Source organism: Leucobacter massiliensis (genome assembly GCF_002982315.1).
In the GTDB taxonomy this organism is placed as follows: Bacteria; Actinomycetota; Actinomycetes; order Actinomycetales; family Microbacteriaceae; genus Leucobacter; species Leucobacter massiliensis.
The window spans coordinates 185,318-200,429 of sequence record NZ_MWZD01000022.1 but is presented as its reverse complement, the minus strand read 5'-3'; the positions used below and the strand labels follow the sequence as shown (position 1 = coordinate 200,429).

The 15,112-nt window shown below is 74.7% G+C and carries 11 protein-coding genes; 5 read left to right on the top strand and 6 right to left on the bottom strand.

The genetic code is table 11. From position 1 onward, the window contains the following. Positions 1 to 52: 52 nt before the first annotated feature. On the bottom strand, positions 53 to 1,099 hold the full coding sequence (locus B4915_RS13095; RefSeq protein ID WP_105806284.1) for a LysR family transcriptional regulator: 1,047 nt from the start codon (positions 1,097 to 1,099) through the stop codon (positions 53 to 55). Positions 1,100 to 1,176: 77 nt separating this feature from the next. Here B4915_RS13095 and B4915_RS13090 point away from each other — a divergent pair, with 77 nt between their 5' ends. Next, complete coding sequence (locus tag B4915_RS13090; RefSeq protein WP_105806283.1) at positions 1,177 to 2,943, top strand: FAD-dependent oxidoreductase; 1,767 nt, start codon at positions 1,177 to 1,179, stop codon at positions 2,941 to 2,943. Positions 2,944 to 3,074: 131 nt separating this feature from the next. Continuing rightward, positions 3,075 to 4,433: a DUF4192 family protein gene (locus B4915_RS13085; RefSeq protein ID WP_105806246.1), complete on the top strand. Its 1,359-nt coding sequence runs from the start codon at positions 3,075 to 3,077 to the stop codon at positions 4,431 to 4,433. A 97-nt stretch (positions 4,434 to 4,530) separates the two neighbouring features. Here the strand turns inward: B4915_RS13085 and B4915_RS13080 are convergent, their stop codons facing one another. Genes B4915_RS13080 through B4915_RS13060 form a run of 5 tightly spaced genes read right to left on the bottom strand, consistent with a single transcriptional unit; the run spans position 4,531 to position 10,643 of the window. Next, positions 4,531 to 5,736, bottom strand: a complete 1,206-nt coding sequence (locus B4915_RS13080; RefSeq protein ID WP_105806245.1) for a cysteine desulfurase family protein — start codon at positions 5,734 to 5,736, stop codon at positions 4,531 to 4,533. Continuing rightward, a complete protein-coding gene (nadC, locus tag B4915_RS13075) occupies positions 5,733 to 6,581 on the bottom strand; it encodes a carboxylating nicotinate-nucleotide diphosphorylase (protein WP_105806244.1) in 849 nt (282 codons plus the stop codon). Before nadC ends, B4915_RS13080 begins: the two co-directional genes overlap by 4 nt. Further along, positions 6,575 to 8,263: an L-aspartate oxidase gene (locus B4915_RS13070; protein WP_105806243.1), complete on the bottom strand. Its 1,689-nt coding sequence runs from the start codon at positions 8,261 to 8,263 to the stop codon at positions 6,575 to 6,577. Before B4915_RS13070 ends, nadC begins: the two co-directional genes overlap by 7 nt. Continuing rightward, positions 8,260 to 9,612 carry a quinolinate synthase NadA gene (gene nadA, locus B4915_RS13065; RefSeq protein WP_105806242.1) on the bottom strand — a complete coding sequence of 451 codons (1,353 nt, stop codon included), beginning with the start codon at positions 9,610 to 9,612 and terminating at the stop codon, positions 8,260 to 8,262. The genes B4915_RS13070 and nadA overlap by 4 nt, the downstream gene beginning before the upstream one ends. After that, positions 9,609 to 10,643: an NUDIX hydrolase gene (locus B4915_RS13060; protein WP_181158593.1), complete on the bottom strand. Its 1,035-nt coding sequence runs from the start codon at positions 10,641 to 10,643 to the stop codon at positions 9,609 to 9,611. Before B4915_RS13060 ends, nadA begins: the two co-directional genes overlap by 4 nt. A 322-nt stretch (positions 10,644 to 10,965) precedes the next feature. On the opposite strand from B4915_RS13060, the gene B4915_RS13055 reads away from it, so the two are divergent. The 3 genes from B4915_RS13055 (at position 10,966) to B4915_RS13045 (ending at position 15,051) form a co-directional block, all read left to right on the top strand. Next, entirely contained in the window at positions 10,966 to 11,169 is a 204-nt protein-coding gene (locus B4915_RS13055; RefSeq protein WP_105806241.1) for a cold-shock protein, read from the top strand. A 168-nt stretch (positions 11,170 to 11,337) separates the two neighbouring features. Then, positions 11,338 to 13,446, top strand: a complete 2,109-nt coding sequence (locus B4915_RS13050; RefSeq protein WP_105806240.1) for an NADPH-dependent 2,4-dienoyl-CoA reductase — start codon at positions 11,338 to 11,340, stop codon at positions 13,444 to 13,446. 129 nt (positions 13,447 to 13,575) lie between these two features. Continuing rightward, positions 13,576 to 15,051 carry a M20/M25/M40 family metallo-hydrolase gene (locus tag B4915_RS13045; RefSeq protein WP_105806239.1) on the top strand — a complete coding sequence of 492 codons (1,476 nt, stop codon included), beginning with the start codon at positions 13,576 to 13,578 and terminating at the stop codon, positions 15,049 to 15,051. Positions 15,052 to 15,112: the final 61 nt, after the last annotated feature.

The following is a 15,112-nucleotide window of genomic DNA, read 5'->3' as shown; positions in this document are numbered from 1 at the left end:
CCGAGGCCCGCCCGGCCGTGCGCATCTTCCGCGTACGACCGGGCGGGCCTCGTCACGCGCGCTCGACGAGGTGCGCGACCGGGCTTCCGGATGCGGCGAGGCGGTCGGCGGTCTCGCGGATGAGCGCCTGTAAGGCGGCGCTCGCGTGCGTGGGGCTCATATCGGCGCGGCGGGCCAGGCTGATCGTGCGGCGCAGCCCGTCGGCGATCGGCCTCGCGCGCAGCAGCGGCCGCTCCGCGGCGACCATCGCCGGCACGACGGCCACGCCGATGCCGCGCTCCGCGAAGCTCAGGGCGGCATCCATCTCGGCGCCCTCGACCGCGACGCTGGGCGTGAGGCCGGCGGCCGCGAAGGCCGCGTCGACCGCGACGCGCAGATCGTAGTTCTCGGGGAACCGCACCTGCGGCACCCCGGCGAGCTCGCGCAGGCCGACCGCCCCGGGAAGCGCCCGCGCCCCGACCTCAGCCCGCACGACGGCTCCCGCTCGCGGCCCGCCCAGGGCTGGCGCTGGCGCTTCGGGCGCTCCAGGCGGCACCTCGCCGTCCCCACCGCTCCCGAAGGGGTCCGGGGCCGCGACCGACGACACCACGACGAGCCGCTCCCCGAGGATCGCCTCGCTCTCGAGCGCCGCCCGCGCGGCACCGGAGGACACGCTGGTCACGATGAGCGCGAGGTCGAGCGCGCCCTCCGTCAGCGCCGAGATGAGGCTGCGCGATCCCCGCTCCAGGATCTCGATCTCGATGCCCGGGTGGCGCGCACGGTACTCCGCGAGCACCTCGGAGACCAGGCTGGTACACAGGGTGGGCGTCGCCCCCAGCCGCACCCGGCCGCGCCGCAGGCCGGCGAGCTCGGCCATCTCCTCCCGTGCGGCCTCGGCGTCGGCGAGCATGCGCCGCGCGATGGGCAGCAGCCGCTCGCCGGCCCGGGTCAGGGTGACGTTGCCGCGCAGGCGATGGAACAGTTCGACCCCCAGTTCGCGCTCCAGGCCTGCGATCTGCCTGCTGAGCGAGGGCTGGGCCAGGTGGAGGCGCTCGGCCGCACGCGTGAAGTGCCCGCTCTGCGCCACCTCGGCGAAGCCACGGAGCTGTTCGAGGTTCATGTTCATAGCCTAAACGCATCGTCGCGATCCGATCTATTCATTGGAGTAATCGTCCGCGGGACCCTAGCGTGGTCCGCATGCACACCCTCGCATCGACCACTGACACACTGCCCCAGGAGCGCCGGCTCGCCACCTCCGTGCTCGTCATCGGCACCGGCGGAGCGGGACTGCGGGCCGCCATCGAACTCGCCGAGCGCGGCGTCCCGGTGCTCGCCGTCGGCAAGCGCCGTCAGCACGACGCGCACACGACGCTCGCAGCGGGCGGGATCAACGCCGCGCTCGGCACCATGGACCCCGAGGACAGCTGGCAGCAGCACGCAGCGGACACCCTGCGCGAGTCCTACTTCCTCGCCGATCCGGCCATCGTGGAGGTCGTCGCCCGGAACGCCGCGCGCGGTATCGCGGAGCTCGAGCGCTGGGGCATGCCCTTCGCCCGGGAGACGGACGGCAGGATCAGCCAGCGCTTCTTCGGCGCGCACCGGTACCGCCGCACCTGCTACGCCGGCGACTACACGGGACTGGAGATCCAGCGCACCCTGCTGCGACGCGCCCGCGAACTCGACGTCCCCGTCGTCGACACCGTCTACATCACGCGGCTGCTCGCGAGCGACGGCCGCGTCTTCGGCGCCTACGGCTTCGACGTCGTCGACGGCACACCGGTGCTCATCCACGCCGACGCCGTGATCCTCGCCGCAGGAGGCCACACCCGGATCTGGCGCAACACCTCCTCCCGCCGAGACGAGAACACCGGTGACGCCTTCCGGCTCGCCGCCCTCGCGGGGGCCCGGATCCGCGACGCCGAGCTCGTCCAGTTCCACCCCTCCGGCATCCTCGAACCCGCCGACGCCGCGGGCACCCTCGTCTCCGAGGCCGCGCGCGGCGAGGGAGGGATCCTCCGCAACGCGCTCGGCGAGCGCTACATGGCGAAGTACGATCCCGAGCGCATGGAGCTCTCCACGCGCGACCGGGTCGCCCTCGCCGGCTACACCGAGATCGTCGAGGGGCGCGGCACCACGAACGGCGGCGTGTACCTCGACGTCTCGCATCTGCCCCGCGAGGTGATCTTCGAGAAGCTGCCGCGCGTGTACCGCACGCTCATCGATCTGCAGATGCTCGACATCACCGAGCAGCCCATCGAGATCGCGCCGACGGCGCACTACTCGATGGGCGGCGTCTGGGTCGACGCCGAACGGCACGGCACCGGTGTCGATGGGCTCTACGCCATCGGCGAGGCTTCGAGCGGGCTGCACGGCGCGAATCGCCTGGGCGGCAACTCGCTCATCGAGCTGCTGGTGTACGGGCGGATCGCCGGCGGCGATGCGGCCGACTACGTGTCCGGGCTCACCGCGGTGAGGCGCGCCCCCGAGGCGGTGGCCGAGGCGCGCTGGGAGATGCGGGATCTCCTCAGCGGAGGCGGCAGCGAGACCCCGCGCCTGCTGCAGCGGGAACTGCGGGACCTGATGACCGCGCACGCGGGGGTCGTGCGCAGCGAGGACGGTCTGTGTGCCGGCCTCGCCGGCCTGGAGGCGATCGAGGAGCGGGCCGGGCATCTGGGCGTCCACCCGGACATCGCGGGATTCGACGACCTCGCCCACGCCTTCGACCTCTCCGCCTCCCTGCTGGCCGCCCGCGCCACGCTCGAGTGCGCGCTCGAGCGCCGGGAGACCCGTGGCTGCCACAACCGCTCCGACTATCCGGAACAGGACGAGCGGCTGCGCGGCAGCTTCGTCTGGACCCCGAGCGGGGGCGTCTCCTTCGAGCCCGCGCCGGCAGCACCGGAGTCGTTCCGCGCGCTCGCCGAGGATCCGATCGACGTCTCGGTCGCGGGCACACTCGTGGAGTGAGCCCGCGCGCGGGCAACGCCCCGCGAGCACTCCTTCGCACACACCTCGCCGATTCTGGCGCGCCGCGCTCAGATCGCCCTCGGCCTGTGGATAGCCCGCCGTCGACCGCTGCGGACCCGCATGATCGAGGCATGAGCAACGCGCATCCTCCCGAACTCCGGCACCGCAGCCGACCCTCCGTCACCCCCGCACCGCACCCCGCGGCCCGGCTCCCCGCCGTGCGGCGCACGGAGCCGGGCACGGAGGCCGGCAGCGGGCGGCGCACGGAGCCTCCGCCGACCATTCGCTGCGAGAGCAGCGCCGACTTCCTCGCCGCCCTTCCCCGGCTCGTCGGCTTCACCTCGCCCGACAGCATCTTCGTGGTGTTCTTCTCGGGCCGGCGGGCCGAGCACGCCATGCGCCTCGACCTGCCCGCCACCGAGGATCCCCGCGACTCGGCCGAGCTGCTCGACTTCATCTGCGACGCCCTGCATGACCTCGGCCCGCGCTGGGGCGCGGACTCCGCTCCCGCCGTCGTGATCACGAGCAGCCTCCGCTTCGCCGACCACGACGGTGCGCCGTGGCGTCGTTTCGCCGGCCGCCTCCTGCGCTGCCTGCGCCGCGAGGGCTTCTCGCCACGCGAGCTGTGCTGCGTCGCGGCCGACGGCTGGATCAGCTTCCTCGACCCGCACGCGCCCGCCGGCGGGCGCCCGCTCTCCGAGATCGAGCAGAGCCCGGTCGCCGCAGAGATCCGGGCGTTCGGCGACGCCCCTCCGCCGCTCGCGGAACTCGGCGCACTGCCCGTGGCGGACCCGGCTCGGCGAACCGCGGTGGCGCGGGCCCTCGCCACGGTGAAGCCGCTCCCCCGCCCCTCGGGGGCGTCACCGGCCTGGGTGAGCGAGACGGCCGAAGTGGCCCGCGAGCTCCGCGACCCGGAGCGGCCCCTGAGCGCGGAGGCGACCGCCCGGCTCATCCGGTCGGCGCAGCAGCCAGAGCGCTGGCTGCTGCTCGCGCTCGCGGTGCTCACGCGGCCCGAGTTCCCGATCGAACTCGCGCGCGAGATCGGTGCGGCCCGCTTCGCCCGAGTCCCGCTCGACCTCGACGCCGAGCCCGGCCCCGCCGAGGAGATCGACCGCGATCCCGCACGCGACGGCCCGCAGGCCGGCGAGGGCGGCGGTCAGCGGCAGCCCGGCACCCGGGCGCGGGACGGCTGGTCCATCCGGCGCATTCTCGAGAGCGCCAGCCCCGGCTTCACGCAGTTCGAGCGGCTTGCGCTGGTCAAGCGCCGGCTCCTCCTCGCGGTCTCCGAGTGCCCCGAGGAGCTGCGCCCGGCGCTGCTCGCGCTGAGCGCCTGGGCGTGGTGGCTCGGCGGCACGCAGTCGGTGGCGCAGCGGCAGGCCGCCGCCGCGATCGCCCCCGACCCGGGCGGCCCGCTTCCCCGCATGGTCGGGCGGCTGGTGGACGCCCCGCTCCATTCCCCGCGCAGACGCCGTGCTGCCCGTGCCGCCTGATCCGCCGCGCCCTCCCGGCGGCTCCGCTCGCGACTACGGCACGGCCGCCTCATCCCCTCGCCCGCGGGAGCTCGTCCACCACACGCCACAGGGACCGTTACACCGCGCGAGCCGCCCCCGTCTCAGCCCGCAGCACCGCAACGATGCGGTCGAGCTCGGAGACGCCGAGCGGGGCCGGCAGGGTGAAACGGATCGCGGTCTGGGCGAGGGACGGATCGAGGCCGAGCGCCAGCAGCACCGGCGAGGGCTCGTCCTTGCCCGCTGCGCACGCCGAGCCCGAGGAGACGGCATACCCGGCGGCGTCGAGCGCGACGAGCAGCGACTCTCCGCTGACCCCCTCGATCGTGAAGGAGGCGTGCCCCGGCAGGCGCTCGTCCGGGTGCCCCGTCAGCCGCGCCCCGGGCACCTCGGCGAGCACGCGCTCGATCAGCGCGTCCCGGCTCCGCATCAGCTCGATCGCGCGGGTCCCGACCCCGGTCGCGCACGCGCGGGCCGCGGCGCCGAAGCCCGCAATCGCCGCCACATTCTCGGTGCCGGATCGCGCGCCGCCCTCCTGGCCGCCGCCGTGCAGCAGGGGCTCGAGCGGAACCCCCTGCCGCAGCAGCAGCGCTCCCGCCCCCTGCGGCCCGCCGAACTTGTGCGATGCGACCGTCATCGCGTCGACCTCGGGGCCGGGCCAGCCCCCCGCCCCGAACGACAGCGGCAGGGACGCCGCCGCCTGCACGGCGTCGCAGTGCACGAGCGCCCCGGCTCGCCGTGCCATCGCCGCGAGCTCGGGCACGGGCTGCACCGTGCCGACCTCGCCGTTCGCGAGCCCTACGGAGACGAGCGTCGTATCGGCGCGCAGCACCGCGGCGAGCGCAGCCGGGTCCACGCGCCCGCTCCGGTCGACGGGCAGCAGGCCCAGCTCGAATCCGAAGACGCGCTCCAGGAAGCGGCAGCTCTCGAGCACCGAGGGGTGCTCGATCGCGGTGGTGACGAGGTGCCGGCCGCGCGGATTCGCGAGCGCGAGCCCGATGATCGCGAGATTGTTGGCCTCCGTGCCGCCCGAGGTGAAGATCACCTCCGCGGGGCGGGCGCCGAGCGCCGCCGCGACCCGCCCGCGTGCCTCCTCCACGGTCACCCGCGCGCGATGCCCGGCCGCGTGCACGCTCGACGGGTTCGCCGCCTCCGCGTCGAGCACCGCGAGCAGTGCGGCGCGCGCCTCCGGGCGCAGCGGAGCCGTTGCCGCGGCGTCGAGGTAGCCGCGCGCCGCCCGCCCGCCCGTCCCCGAAGCGGCCGCGCCGGCCGCGCCCCCGCTCACGCCGCGTCGAGCCCGAGGTCGAGCGCCCGGGCCCCGTGCGTGAGCTGCCCCACCGAGATCACGTCCACCCCGGTCGCGGCGACCGCGGCGACCGTGTCGAGACTCACGCCGCCGCTCGCCTCCGCCACCGCGCGTCCGCCGATGCGGCGCACCCCCTCCGCGAGATCCGGCAGCGAGAAGTTGTCGAGCAGCACCCCCGTCACCCCGGCTTCCAGCACGGCGTCGAGCTGGTCGAGGCGGTCCACCTCGACGATGATCGACACCGTGTGCCCGGCGCGCTCGCGCAGCCCGCGCAGCGCGGCCGTCGTGGTCGCCGCGTCGACGGCACCGAGCGCCGCGAGGTGGTTGTCCTTCACCATGATCGCGTCCGAGAGCCCGAAGCGGTGGTTCGCGCCGCCGCCCGCCCGCACCGCGTGCTTCTCCAGCGCGCGCAGCCCCGGCGTGGTCTTGCGCGTGTCCGCGACCCGCGCGCGCGTGCCTGCAACGGCGGCGACGTAGCGCGCGGTGAGCGTGGCGATCCCGCTCATGCGCTGGGCGAAGTTGAGCGCGACGCGCTCCCCCGTGAGCACGCCGCGTGCGGGGCCGGCGATCCGGGCGAGCACCTCACCGGCCGCGAAGGCCGCCCCCTCGGGGACGAGCGCGCTCACCTCGATGCGCGGGTCGCTCCGGCGGAAGGCCTCGGCGATCAGCGGCCCGCCCGCGAACACCCCCGGCTCGCGGGCCACGAGGCGGGTGTCGAGCCGGGCGTCGGCGGGGATCGCGAGCTCCGCGGTGAGGTCGCCCCAGGGCGCGTCCTCGTCGAGCGCGCAGCGCACGGCGGTCTCGATGATGCTGTTGGTCAGCACGGTGACAGGCTCCTTCGTTCGGAGGCGGGCGGGGCGGGCTGCTCCGCGCTCGCGGGCAGCAGGAAGCGGACGGCGCGGCGCGCGGCCTGCGCGGGATCCGCGTGCGGATGGTCGGGGCGCTGATGCGCGCCCCGCGACTCGGTGCGGTCGAGGGCCGCGTCGCGGATCATGCCGATGAGCAGGGCTTCCTCGCCGTTTCGCGGGAGCAGCCCCGTGAGCGCGGGGATGCCGGCGCTGCGGTCGGCGAGCGGGCCGCCGGGCTCCGCGTCCGGCAGCGGGGGATCCGGGATCGCCGCCACCCGCGAGCGGCGCTCCAGCGACAGGAACCCCGCCCCGCGCGGCCGCCAGGCCCCCGCGGATCCCCGGCCGTCGCGAGCGGCCGCGGGCGCCCCTCCGCCGCTCGCGACGCCGGCGACCGCCGCCGCCGCGATCCCCGCCCGCTCCCCGAACACGAGGCCCTCGAGCAGCGAGTTCGAGGCGAGCCGGTTCGCGCCGTGCACCCCCGTGCTCGCGACCTCACCCGCGACGAAGAGCCCGGGCACGCTCGTGCGCCCGTCGAGGTCGCTCGCCACCCCGCCCATGCAGTAGTGCGCGGCGGGCGAGACGGGGATCGGCTCGCGTCTCCAGTCGAGACCGCGCGCCCTCGTGGCCGCGGTGATGCCCGGGAAGCGCGCGGCGAGCGTACCCGGTCCGCCCTCTCGCTCGATCCCGGTCGCGTCGAGCAGCACGTGGTCCTCGCCGCGCTCGGCCAGCAGCCGCGTGGTCTCGCGAGACACCACATCGCGCGGGGCGAGCTCGGCGAGCGGGTGGCGCGGCACCAGGTAGCGCGTTCCCGAACCGTCGAGCAGCACCGCCCCCGCACCGCGCACCGCCTCCGAGATCAGCGTCCCCGTGCCGTGCAGCACCGTGGGGTGGAACTGCACGAACTCCAGATCGGCGAGGAGGGCCCCGGCCCGGCCCGCGAGCAGCACCCCCGCACCGCGTGAGCCGAGGGGGTTCGAGCTGCGCGCGTACAGCCCCGCGTAGCCGCCGCTTGCGAGCACGGTCGCCCCGGCGCGGCACGCCTCGATCCCGGCCGGGCCGCGCAGTTCGGCCCCGGCCACCGCACCGGCTTCCCGGATCAGCGCGATCGCGGTGCAGCGCTCGCGCAGCACGATCCGCCCCGCCGCGACGGCCGCGCGCAGCCGCGACACCAGGTGCGCGTGCAGCACCGCCCCTGTGCGGTCGCCTCCCGCATGCACGATCCGCTTGCGCACGTGCGCGGCTTCGAGGCCCAGCGCCACCGAGCCGCCGGGAGCCCGGTCCGCTTCGAAGCCCTCCGCGAGCAGCTCGCGCACGGCCCGCGCGCCCTCGCGCACCAGCAGCCCGGCGGCCTCGGAGTCGACGATGCCGGCGCCGGCGGCCAGCGTGTCGGCGAGGTGCAGCCCGGGGGTGTCGTCATCGGCGAGCGCCGCGGCGATCCCGCCCTGCGCGAGGGCGGTGCTGCCGCCGGCGAGCGCTCTGAGCCCCTCGCTGCCGCACTGCGCTGCGGGATCCGAGACTCCGCGATCCGCGGCCCCGCCCGTCTCCGCGCCGCCGCCGAGCAGCACCCCCGGCGTCACCAGCGTGACCTCGGCCCCGGACCCCGCCGCGGCGAGCGCCGCGCGGATCCCCGCGACCCCCGAGCCGATGACGAGGATCACGGCCGTGCCGCGAGCATGCGTTCGAGCGCCACGCGCGAGTCGGCCGCCACCGTCCCGTCGACGACGATGCGGTTGGGGGTCTCACCGGCGAGCAGCGATTCGAGCGTCCAGGCGAGGTAGGCGGGGTGGATGCGGTACATGGTCGAGCAGGGGCAGACCACGGGATCGAGGCAGAAGACCGTGAGGTCCGGGCGCTGCTGCTGCAGGCGGTTGACGAGGTTGATCTCGGTGCCGACGGCGATCACCGTGCCGGGGGCCGCCGCCTCGATCTCCTTCCGGATGTACTCGGTGGATCCTGCTCCGTCTGCCGCCTCGACGACCGCGGCCGGGCACTCCGGGTGCACGATCACCCGCACGCCGGGGTGTTCGGCGCGCGCCTGCTCGATCTGCGCGACGGTGAAGCGCTTGTGCACCGAGCAGAAGCCGTTCCACAGGATCACCCGGGCCTCGCGCAGCTGTTCGGCGGTGTTGCCCCCGAGGGGCAGGTGCGGACGCCAGAGCGGCATCTGCTCCTCGCCGATCCCCATCGCCTTCGCGGTGTTGCGCCCGAGGTGCTGATCCGGGAAGAACACGACCCGCTGACCGCGTGCGAAGGCCCATTCGAGCACCGTGCGCGCGTTCGAGGAGGTGCAGACGATGCCGCCGTTGCGGCCGCAGAAGGCCTTGATCGCTGCGGAGGAGTTCATGTAGGTGACGGGGATCACGGGCTGCAGCCCGCTCCCGCCGTTCTCCTCACCGAGCGCCGCGGTCAGTTCGCGCCAGCACTGCTCCACCTGGTCGATCGTTGCCATGTCGGCCATCGAGCAGCCGGCGGCGAGGTTGGGCAGGATCACCGCCTGCTCGGGCCCGGAGAGGATGTCGGCGGTCTCCGCCATGAAGTGCACGCCGCAGAAGACGAAGGCCTCGGCCTCGGGATGCTGCTTCGCGGCCTGGGCGAGCATGAAGGAGTCGCCCACGAAGTCGGCGTGCTGCACGATCTCGTCCCGCTGGTAGAAGTGCCCGAGGATCTGCACGCGCGATCCGAGGGCCTCCTTGGCGGCGGCGATCCAGTCGTGGAGCTGCTCCTCGGTGGCGCTCGTGTAGCGCTCGGGCAGCGGACCCTGACGCGGAGCGTCGCCCGGGATCGCGTCGGCGGCCGAGGCGCCCGGTCCGTAGCCGGGGCCGCGGTCGATCGCCCAGGGGTCGCTGGAGAGGCCGGCGTCGCAGCTGGACGCTCCCGTCGCGCGCAGCGCGATGGGCCTGCGGTGCGGGGCGCCTGCGGGGCGTCCCCTGGGCGCGCGGGCGGCGGCGGCGCGCCCGGCGGCCTCGCGCTCGGCGGCTTCGCGGATGAGTTCGTGGACGCTCGTCATGGTGCGCTCCTCGGGGCGGTCTGCTGGGCGGTCTGCGGGGGTGTTCTGACGGGTCGAGGGCGCGTGCTCGGCGCGGGACCGTGCGGCGCACGGGGCTCACCGGGCGCCGCGCCGCGGCTGCCCGGTGCGGCGGGACGGCGGGCGTGGGCGCCTGGCTCCGGCGGTTCCGGCCGGGCACCGTCCGGCGGCTCTTCTCGGAAGCGATAGAGCCGGGCGGGACGGTGCGGCGCACCCGTCTCGAGCTCCCCCGTGTCGATGAGCCGGCCCTGCGCGAGCACCTGACGCCGGAAGTTCGCGGGGTCGACGGCCGCGCCGAGCACCGCCTCGGTGACGGTGCGCAGCCTCGCGAGCGTGAACACGGGCCCGAGGAAGCGGTGCGCGACAGAGGCGTACTCCGTCTGGGAGCGCAGTCGGGCGAGCGCGTAGGCCACGATCTCACGGTGGTCGAAGGCGAGCTCGGGCAGGCTGTCGGCGGAGAACCAGGCCACATTCGGGTCCGCTTCGCCCGCGTCGGCCGGTCCCGTCACCGGGCACTCGCCGCTCGGGTGGGGATCGGCGGGGTGCTCGGGATCGTCCCAGCGTCGCGGGGACGGCGTGCCCGGCTCCGCGGCGGGCGACGCAGACGACGCACCCTCCGTACGGGATCGGCGAATCGGGGGCGCAGCGAGCTCGTGTTCGCCGTAGAGCGCCCAGTAGGCGATGGTGACCAGCCGCTGGGCCTGTGCGGAGCGTTCGACGCCGCCGAAGGAGTAGAGCTGCTCGAGGGTGCCCGGATCGCGGCGCACGGCGGCGCGCAGCGTGCGCAGCGCGGTGTCGCTCAGCGTCTCATCCCAGCGGGTGGGACCGCCCGGCAGCGCCCACATGCCCAGGAATGGCGCCCGGGTGCGACGGACGAGCGGGATCCAGAGGCGGATCTCCCCGGGAGGCACCTCCGGGGCGCCGAGGATCGCATCCTCGGGCGGCTTCAGCGCGAATGCCACGACGGACACGGCGACGGCGGGCGGGAGGGTGCGGCGCTCGCTGGCGCTCATGCGCTCGAACTGCACGGCCCACCGCCCCTCTTCCCCGCGCGGGGCTACTTATAGTCACTTTGACCATAAGTAACCCTACGCCCGGAATGCGAAGTGTCAAGTCGCCCAGGGGCCCGAAAGACACAGGAAGGTCACGATCTCAGGTTCCACAGCTCAGAGTGGGCTACGCTGGAACCCAAGACCAGTAATGCCGAACGTAGGAACAATCCAGCACGTTTTACGCCGAGACCCTCGGGTCGAGGCACGCTACCAGTCTCCACGTCGGCGCCGTCGCCGTGGTACCCCGGCCGAGTCTTCGGCCAGCAACACGAAGGAAAACAGCATGACCACTGGCACCGTGAAATGGTTCAACTCCGAAAAGGGCTTCGGCTTCATCACTCCCGATGACGGAGCCTCCGACGTCTTCGCGCACTTCAGCGCGATCCAGGGCAGCGGCCGCCGCGATCTCTTCGAGAACCAGCGCGTCGAGTTCGACGTCGAGCAGGGCCCCAAGGGCCTGCAGGCGAGCAACATCCGCGCGCTCTAAGACGCACGCGGTGAGGGGGTGCGGGGCTTCGGCCCCGCACCCCCTTCGTCGTCTCCGCTGTCCTCGGCCCGCCCGCGCCCGGCCGATTGTGGAGCGCGCACAGCGCACTCGACAGGCGGCGCGGGCGACGCTACATTCGGGGCACCCGAGCGAATGAACGGCGGAGGCATGGCAGCGCAGTACTACCCGCATCTCTTCGAGCCCCTCGACCTGGGCTTCGTCACCCTCCCCAACCGGATCGTGATGGGCTCCATGCATCTCGGACTCGAAGAGGTGCCCGGCGGCTTCGAACGGCTCGCCGCGTTCTACGCCGAGCGCACCGAGGCCGCGCTGATCGTCACCGGCGGCATCGCACCCAACGCCGAGGGCCGGCTGAAACCCGGCGCCGCGACGCTCACGAGCGCCGCCGAGGCCGCGCAGCACCGCGTCGTGACCGAGGCGGTGCACGCCGCCGGCGGGCGGATCGCGTTGCAGATCCTGCACGCCGGCCGCTACGGCGCGCACCCGGACATCGTCGCCCCGAGCGCGCTGCAGGCGCCGATCTCGCCGTTCACCCCGCGCGAGCTCACCGACGCCGGCATCGAGCGCACCATCGACGACTACGTGCGCACCGCCCGGCTCGCACAGTCGGCCGGCTACGACGGCGTCGAGATCATGGGCTCCGAAGGCTACCTCATCAACGAGTTCACCGCGCCGCGCACGAACCACCGCCGCGACCGCTGGGGCGGCCCCTTCGAGCACCGGGCCCGCTTCCCGCTCGAGATCGTGCGCCGAGTGCGCGAGGCCGTCGGCGAGCGCTTCATCATCGTGTATCGCCTGTCGATGCTCGACCTCGTGCCCGACGGCGCCACTCGCGAGGAGGTGATCGCCCTCGCGCGGCTGATCGCCGGGGCCGGGGCGACGCTGCTCAACACCGGGATCGGCTGGCACGAGGCCCGCATCCCGACCATCGCGAGCTCCGTGCCGCGCGGCGCATTCGCGTGGGTCACCCGGCAGCTCCGGGGTGAGGTGCCGATCCCGCTCGTCACGACGAACCGGATCAACGCGCCCGAGACGGCCGAGCGCCTTCTCGCCGCGGGCGACGCCGATCTCGTCTCGCTCGCGCGCCCCTTCCTCGCCGATCCCGGCTTCGTCGGCAAGGCCGCCCGCGGCGAGCCGGCGCGCATCAACACCTGCATCGGCTGCAACCAGGCCTGCCTCGACCACACCTTCGCCGGCAAGCTCACCTCCTGCCTGGTCAATCCGCGCGCCGGACACGAAACCGAGCTGATCCTCACGCCCGCCGTCGCGCGCAAGCGCATCGCGGTCGTCGGCTCCGGCCCTGCCGGGCTCGCCTGTGCGACCACGGCCGCCTCCCGCGGCCACGCGGTCACGCTCTTCGAGGCCGCGGACCGGGTGGGCGGGCAGCTCAATGTCGCGATGCGGGTGCCGGGCAAGGCGGAGTTCGGGGAGACGCTCCGCTACTTCGAGGGCCGTCTCGCGGAGACCGGCGTCGATCTGCGGCTGGGCCACCGGGTGACCGCTGCCGAACTGAGCGGCGGGCGCTACGACGAGATCGTCCTCGCCACGGGGGTGCACCCGCGGCTGCCGGACATCGAGGGGCTCGATCACCCCAGCGTGCTCGGCTATCTCGACGTGCTGCGCGGCGGGGCGCCGGTGGGCGAGCGCGTCGCGATCCTGGGCGCGGGCGGCATCGGCTTCGACGTCGCGGAGTTCCTCACCGCGGACGCCGAAGCCGCGGACGCCGAAGCCGGCGCCACCGCCGCGCCCGATCCGGAGCAGGGGCCCGCTGCCGAGCGCGAGCATCGCCCCGCTCCCCCGGAGGGGCACGCGGCGGTCGCCGCCTTCCTGGCGCACTGGGGCGTGGATCCCGCCTACGCCCGGCCGGGCGGGCTGACCGAGCCCGCCGAGCTGCGCCCGCGCCGCTCCGTCGCCCTGCTGCAGCGCAAGACGAGCAAGGTGGGGGCAGGACTCGGCAAGACGACCGGCTGGATCCACCGCACGGAGCTGAGCCGGCGCGGGGTGCGCATGGTCCCGGGGGTCGAGTACCGGCGGGTCGACGACGCCGGCCTGCACCTGCTGCTCGAGGGCGAGGAACTCGCGCTCCCGGTCGACACGATCGTGCTGTGCACCGGGCAGGATCCCGCGCGCGAGCTGCACGAGGAGCTCTCGGGGCTCGGGATCGCGGCCCACCTCATCGGCGGCGCCGACGTCGCCGCCGAGCTCGACGCGAAGCGCGCCATCGACCAGGGCACCCGCCTCGCGGCGGTGCTCTGAGCGCATTCGCGAGCCATCCGTTTCTCGCTTCTCCCGCTCACCGGGCGCGGCCGGTCCGCGACGCATCCCTCCCCTCTGCGCGCCCCGGGACGGGAGGCGCTCGCCGCAGGAACCCGGTAGCGTGAGGGCATGCGGGAGACCAGGGGCGAGCGCACCGCCGCGCGCGGTGCGACGGCGGACGGTCGGGAGACGGCAGCGGGGACGGATCGGGAGGCGAGCGGCGCGGCCGAGCGGCTGTCGCGGATGATCCAGCTGCCCACCGTCTCGGCGGAGATCGAGGAGCGCGGACACGAGCCCTTCGAGCGCTTCATCGCGCTGCTCGCCGAGCTCTACCCGCTCACGCATGCGCGCCTGCACCGCGAGCGGATCACCGACCTCGGTCTACTCCTCCGCTGGCCGGGAGCCGACCCCGGCCTCGACCCCGCCGTCCTGATGGCGCACTTCGACGTGGTTCCCGTCGACGAGCGGGACGACTGGAGCTACCCGCCCTTCGCGGGCAGGATCGCGCCGGGCGGTGACGGCACGTACGCCTCCCGCCCACGGCGCCGCGCAAAGGACGACGGCGCATCCGGCAGCCGCGACGATCGCTTCGTGTACGGCCGGGGCGCCCTCGACGACAAGGGACCGCTGCTGGTCATCATGGAGGCCGTGGAGGGGCTGCTGGCCGAGGGCTTCACCCCGGCCCGCGACGTCTATCTCTCCTTCGGCGGCAACGAGGAGACCTTCGGCGGCGCGGCGCGCGCCATCGCCGCGACCTTCCGCGAGCGCGGCATCCGGCCCTGGCTGGTGCTCGACGAGGGCGGCGCCGTCGTCGACGCGCCGCTGCCGCTGGTCCGCGGACGCGCCGCGATGGTGGGCGTGGGCGAGAAGGGCACCCTCACGCTGCGGCTGAGCGCCAGCGGCGAGGGCGGCCACGCCTCCGCACCCCCGCGGCTGACCGCGGCGGGGCGGGTGAGCCGGGCGGTGGCGCGCCTCACTCCGAACGCCTTCCCGGCCCGCACGCCGGCCGCGGTCACCCGCATGATCGAGCTGCTCGCAGGGCGCTCCCGGGGCGCGGGCCGGCTCCTCTACCGGGTGCTCGCCGCCTCGCCGTGGCTCACGGCACGCCTCTTCGTCCGCCTCGGCGGCGAGCCGGCAGCGCTCGTGCGCACCACGGTCGCGCCGACCATGCTCGCGGGGGGAACGGCCGCGAACGTGCTGCCCTCGCAGGCGAGCGCCACCGTGAACCTCCGGATCGCGCTGGGCGGCACGGTCACCGGCACCGTGCGGCGGGTGCGCCGGAGGATCGCGGACCGGCGCGTCTCGGTCGAGGTGCTCTCGGGCGATGAGCCCTCACCCGAGTCGCCGACCGACACGGCGCAGTTCGCCCTCATCGCCGACGCGGTCGCGCGCTCCCACCCCGACGCGCTCACGGTCCCCTACGTGATGATGGCCGCGACCGATGCCCGCCACTTCCACCCCTTCACCACCGCCTGCTACCGCTTCGCCCCGCTCGCCATGTCGGCCGAGCTGCGGGCCACCATCCACGGCGTCGACGAGCGGGTCGCCGTCTCGGAGCTGGCCCGCGGCGAGGCCTTCCACCGCGCACTGCTCCAGGCCCTGTGACGGCACCCGATATGCTCGCCTCAGGAGACTCCGGGATCCGCCGGGGGCCGCACGCACAGGG